This is a genomic window from Acinetobacter sp. YH12128 (assembly GCF_013418655.1).
GTDB lineage: Bacteria > Pseudomonadota > Gammaproteobacteria > Pseudomonadales > Moraxellaceae > Acinetobacter > Acinetobacter amyesii.
Genome location: NZ_VPBO01000051.1, coordinates 1 through 5,365 on the forward strand (window position 1 = coordinate 1; position 5,365 = coordinate 5,365).

General features: G+C 34.8%; 6 protein-coding genes and 2 pseudogenes. 3 read left to right on the forward strand and 5 right to left on the reverse strand.

Features of this window, described 5'->3' with window-relative positions:
* Positions 1-238: 238 nt before the first annotated feature.
* Positions 239-460 (reverse strand): helix-turn-helix transcriptional regulator, encoded by a 222-nt coding sequence (locus FTU64_RS16065; RefSeq protein WP_004658364.1) that lies wholly within the window; start codon positions 458-460, stop codon positions 239-241.
* 194 nt (positions 461-654) lie between these two features.
* Here FTU64_RS16065 and FTU64_RS16070 point away from each other — a divergent pair, with 194 nt between their 5' ends.
* Entirely contained in the window at positions 655-906 is a 252-nt protein-coding gene (locus FTU64_RS16070) for a hypothetical protein (RefSeq protein ID WP_004658363.1), read from the forward strand.
* 252 nt (positions 907-1,158) lie between these two features.
* On the opposite strand, the pseudogene FTU64_RS16075 reads toward FTU64_RS16070, so the two are convergent.
* Positions 1,159-1,302: pseudogene (locus tag FTU64_RS16075) on the reverse strand (antitoxin HicB); the annotation flags it as partial.
* Between FTU64_RS16075 and FTU64_RS16080 the strand changes: the two are divergent.
* Positions 1,302-1,526, forward strand: a pseudogene (locus tag FTU64_RS16080) (efflux RND transporter permease subunit); the annotation flags it as partial. The pseudogenes FTU64_RS16075 and FTU64_RS16080 sit on opposite strands and share 1 nt — an antisense overlap.
* 84 nt (positions 1,527-1,610) lie before the next feature.
* Here the strand turns inward: FTU64_RS16080 and FTU64_RS16085 are convergent.
* On the reverse strand, positions 1,611-2,498 hold the full coding sequence (locus FTU64_RS16085) for a cation diffusion facilitator family transporter (protein ID WP_127800877.1): 888 nt from the start codon (positions 2,496-2,498) through the stop codon (positions 1,611-1,613).
* On the reverse strand, positions 2,485-2,889 hold the full coding sequence (locus FTU64_RS16090) for a hypothetical protein (RefSeq protein WP_180004480.1): 405 nt from the start codon (positions 2,887-2,889) through the stop codon (positions 2,485-2,487). Before FTU64_RS16090 ends, FTU64_RS16085 begins: the two co-directional genes overlap by 14 nt.
* 79 nt (positions 2,890-2,968) lie before the next feature.
* Between FTU64_RS16090 and FTU64_RS16095 the strand changes: the two genes are divergently transcribed.
* The gene (locus FTU64_RS16095) at positions 2,969-3,382 is read left to right on the forward strand and encodes a Cd(II)/Pb(II)-responsive transcriptional regulator (RefSeq protein ID WP_005245163.1); all 414 of its coding nucleotides are present in this window, start codon (positions 2,969-2,971) and stop codon (positions 3,380-3,382) included.
* A gap of 41 nt (positions 3,383-3,423) precedes the next feature.
* On the opposite strand, the gene FTU64_RS16100 is transcribed toward FTU64_RS16095, so the two are convergent.
* Positions 3,424-4,623, reverse strand: a complete 1,200-nt coding sequence (locus FTU64_RS16100; RefSeq protein WP_005245164.1) for an integrase arm-type DNA-binding domain-containing protein — start codon at positions 4,621-4,623, stop codon at positions 3,424-3,426.
* Between the last annotated feature and the right edge of the window lie 742 nt (positions 4,624-5,365).

Sequence of the window (5,365 nt, forward strand, 5' to 3'; positions counted from 1 at the left end):
CTAGACAAAATGACACCAAATGAGTTTTACTATGATCAGCTACCCCAACAAAACAAGGTGGCTTAACTAGAGCGGAATATCACTTATAAATACGCTTTTAGTTGTTCAAACAAGTGGAACCACCTCTGTTTGTAATGATATTTTATAAAATTCAATATTAGATCTGCAGAGAAAAACTTATCAAACTAAGTATTGGCTAGTCTTTTTCTTCGAAAAACTTATCAAACGAAGTATTAAGTTAATCTTTTTCTTCAACTTCTTCCTTAAACTCAAACAAATCATTCATCGTACAGTTAAAGTACTTACACAACTTATCGGCGACTGGTAATTCAATACGTACAGCACGGTCATAATACATACTTGTGAGCGTGTTGCGATTGATACCTGTTGCATGCACCACTTCACTTAATTTTAAAATTTTTCTATCGCCCATGAGGCTAGATAACTTACAAGTAATCATATTTAAATTAATTTACAAAAAATAACTTGCTGTGGGTTATTTGAAGTTGTTGACTGAGTAATACTTTGCTAAAATTAACCTACAGCAGGTTATTACAACTTATAGAAAGTATATTTTATCCATTTCAACTAAATTATAACTTTTTAAATATAAGGATTGAACCTGCATTAGATTATTTTGTGGAGATGACCGCCGTGTTACCAAATGAGTTATTGATCAGCCAGCAAGCTCGTGACTTAGGAAATCAATTAATTAAAGAAATGAACATCAATAGAAGTTATGGAATGGCTAATTTTCTTGGAGTAAATACTTGCTATGATAATCATCAGGCTGTACTTATTTGGACATTTCAACTGCTTGAAAGGGAACCTGCCTTAAATGAATTAGCAGAAATTAAAAAATATTTTCTTTTAATCTTTCCAGATAGTGTTTATCAATTAGCCTAAGTTGTTTTTAAAATTAATTTATTAAATAAAAAGCACTAAATCAAAGAAAGCTTTATTTAAAAATACCTATTAATTCAAAAACATACCATTTACTGAATATATGAAGCATAGGTTCCTGCTCTATCACTCACTCGTACTAAAATTACATCGCTCTTTTTACTGATACTAAACAATTTATGTCCACGCCACGTTCTGCGGCTTCGAGGGCTAGTTTTTGTTGAACCACTGAGAACAAGGACAACAAACTGCCTACTATATTTTCCCGGAGAGTGGTGTAGGAACTTTTTCATTATTGCTAATCATATCAGCGACAACATCAGCAACGAGCTCCTCTATTCCTGAGAATGCTTTAGACTGATCCGCATCAAGCCAAGACAATGATGGAAACTCAGCACATCATTCGTTTAAGACCTATTTTAATGACGGCACTGGTCGCAAGTTTAGGTTTTATTCCAATGGCGTTAAACACTGGAATTGGTGCAGAAGTACAACGACCACTAGCAACAGTTGTTATCGGCGGTATTGTATCTTCTACAATTTTAACTTTGTTTGTATTGCCTATTTTATATCAATGGGCGCATGGCTCTGAGAGTAGCAAACAGCAATCCGACGAAATTTAAAATCAAAAAAAGCAGCTTAATTACTAGGTTATGCCTAATTAAGCTGCTTTTAATATTGTATGCCCAACATTTTATTGATAAAGCTTACTGCGCTTCATCCCGACAATTTTCATTTAAAAACTCAAACTCTATCGTTGTATGCGATAAATGATAGGAAGATAATTTAGCTGCAACTTCTTGTTTAAGCCTAATTAATTCTTTAACGTCAAAGTTGTCACTCAGCTCAAGGTGCGCTGTTAAAACGTGACTTTCACCATCTAGTGACCAAAAGTGCATGTGGTGGATACCATTAACTTCAGGAAATTCCATTAGTGATAGTTTAATACGCTTTTGAGTCTCTTTATCGGGTGCAGCTTGAAGAAATAAAACGAGTGTTGATTTCAGGTTTTTGAAAACATTAAACAAGATGAACAGCGTGAACCCTATTGATAAAAGGGGATCTAATATCGGCAGTTCAGCGAACAACAGTACGATAGAGACTATAAGAACGGCAACCCATCCAAGTACATCTTCAAGAAGGTGCCATGTCAGCACTTTCTCATTTAATGTTTCACCCGCTTTTAATTTTAATACAGCATATCCGTTAACGGCAACGCCGAGTATCGCTAGCCCTAACATCCCCTCGACTACAGGCATTTCAGGATTGGACAGCTTTGGAATTGCTTCAAATAAAATCCAAATTGAGCCAATGATTAAAACAATACTGTTTATCAATGCGCCAAAGAGAGTAAGTCTACGATAACCATAACTAAACTTATCTGATGCTTCTTTATCTGAAAAACGACTTAAAATCCACGCAAAACCTATTGAAAGACTATCACCAAGATCGTGAACTGCATCTGCCATTATCGCCGTACTGTTAGTGAGCCAACCACCTATAAATTCGATAATAGTGAATGTCACATTAAGGAAAAATGCCCAACCAATACGGTCATCTTTACCATGTTGATGACTATGATTATGGTTGTGCATTTTGTACCTCTAGTACTTTTCTATTTCTTAGTTTTGATACATTCATATTAATCAAGTGACGTATCAAGCGTTGATATATCCAGCGTTTGAACCCCGACAAGTTAGTCCCTTTTTCGAAATAGAACTCATCAGGGGAATCATAAAGCCCAAAGTCATCATGAATACCTTCTTTTTGAATATAGGTATTTTCTCCACGCCAATCTGTATCTGGTGATGAAAAGCACTTTGTTGCAACACCATAACCACAAAAATCATCTTTTACAAACTGATAAGCGGCACCAATTTTGTTGAAGTTATCCAAGTTTTTCCACCTACGTTGATCGATCAAGGATTGGATATCTTTGTGTTCAAAATTAACGATATTCGTATTGTTTAAATATTTCTCAGTCATTTTTTATATATCCTTTTCGTTGCATACTTATACTATAGACTCTATAGTAACTATAGAGTCAAATGTCTGGGGGAAATTGATGAAAATAGGCGAATTGTCAAAAAAATCGGGCTGTTCAATACAAACGATTAGATATTATGAAAGAGAAGGATTACTGTTAAATCCAAATCGTTCAGAAGGTAATTTCAGGCTGTATGATAGCAAAGCACTTAAACAATTGGAATTCGTAAAGCATTGTCGCAGCCTAGATATATCACTCAATGATATTAAACGTCTTATCGAATTAAAAAATAAGCCAGAAGAAAGCTGCTCTAGCGTTAATGCATTAATTGATCAGCAACTTGCACTAGTGAATAAACGCATGAAAGAATTAAGGGCGCTTAAAGCTGAATTACAACAAATGGCTAGTGCTTGTGGTTCGAACAACCCAACATACTCATTATATTCTGCTGACCATGTAACACGGCAAGTATATTGTTTACTATCCATTTGAAACCCCATAATGTTTTAAGTCTATGTATAAAAGTACGATTTTCACTTAGCAGTACTTAAATAATCACCCCACCACTGCATCATTTCAGTCCGCTGGGCTAAATAGTCAGCGTGATTATAGCTGGCACGGGTACGGTTCTTATCAATATGTGAAAGTTGTGCCTCAATCCAGTTATCCTGGAACAAACCTGAGTCATTCAAAATGGTACTAAAAGTGGAACGTAGTCCATGAGAGGATAATTGATGTTTTCCATAGCCCATCTTACGTATAGCCATATTTAATGTATTAAAATGAATCGGTTGATTATGTTTCCGTGGGCTAGCAAAAATGTACTTTTCACCGTATGACCATTGCATGACGTCTTTTAAAATATCTAAAGCCTGATCTGAAAGTGGAACTAAGAAGTCGGGAATCTCATGGCCTAATATGACTTTTCGTCGAAACTGTTTAATATGCAAGGCAGGTATTTTCCAGACTTTTTCATTTAAATCAAAATGATGAGGCTCAGCCAATAACAATTCAGCCCCTCGCACGCCAGTATGTAATTTGAACAGCAGTGCTTTTTTAATAATCGGATGGGCATCCAATTTTTGTAATTTATACTTAAAATCAGATATATCCTCCGCTTTCAAATACGGATAATTTTTCTTGATTTTACTGTTAATGGCGATTTTATTTAAACCATGCGCGATGTTGAATTCACAATAACCCATCGCTACAGCGTAGTCATAAATTTGGTTCAAATAACTACAAGCTTTCTTGACAGGTTCTTTTACTTGGCGTCCCTCTATTTTTTTGATTACTGAAACCAGGTCATAACGCTTGATGTTTTGAAAAGGTAGATCCTGAAGGTCTGGATAAATATCTTGCTGTAAGCATCTTTCTGCTAACTGTAGTACACCACAGCGGGGTAGATCGTTGAAGGCATTTTTCAGTTTGAACTGTAACCACTCCTCCCCGACCTTACCAAAGGTGATGACATTAGAGGCAGTATCTTGTTCAAAACAGAAATCATTGTCTTTAAAGTCATCTCTGACTTGTCGTGCCTTTTTCAGCGATAAATCAGGATAACGACCTAACTGAATGCGTCGACGTTTTTTAGTTTGTGGATCTGTATAGCGATAGCACCAAGATTTTCTTCCACTCGGCTCAATCTTCAGGCTAAGCCCATCTTCATCGGATAAAAAACTGGTTTTTTCCTTACAATGAGCTTGGCGAACTTTAATTTCAGTAAGACTCATGGAATTTAAATGAAACCTAACAATGGGTTGATTGGATCAATTATATCAAAATAGAACGCTTTATGTATGATGCGTACACTACGCATCATATATATTTGTAATATATTGTTTTATATATTTAATATTTTAAGTATTTGTATTTTAGTAACCATTATAAGTACCACCTCTTCTTTAAGTTCCCAACAACTCACTTTTTCTGTCATCAATGTTAAATAAGTCTTGTGCTTTAAATTCTTAGATGACCTCCTCTACCCTTTATTATCATTTTTATAAAAGTAACTATATGTACTCATTAAAATTTGTAGAGCTCAAAAACAAAAAAGACCGCTATATAGCAGTCTTTTAACTTAATTAAATAATAATTAATTCATTTTCATCATAAGTGCATAAGCATCACGTTTGTTTTGACGCAATGATTCTATCTCGGACTTCGTCAGCTGTTTTACGAGAGTAATTAACTATAACTAAAAATATAGACAAATATTTGCATAAGTTCTCATTTTGTCTATGTCGATTCAGTAGTGGCAAGGTGGGTATTTATTAGAGATTTAAATGATTATCTTTTGTATTTTAGGTGAGTGTCTTGGTATATTAGCATCCATATCTATTGATTATCAGAGATGGATCCGGAAATTTGAACAACTCCTATAAGTGATACTCTGCTCCTCAAATGATGTTATAAACATCAATATATGGAGTATTTTATGGCACGTAGACCAAGAAGAAATCATTCAAACGACTT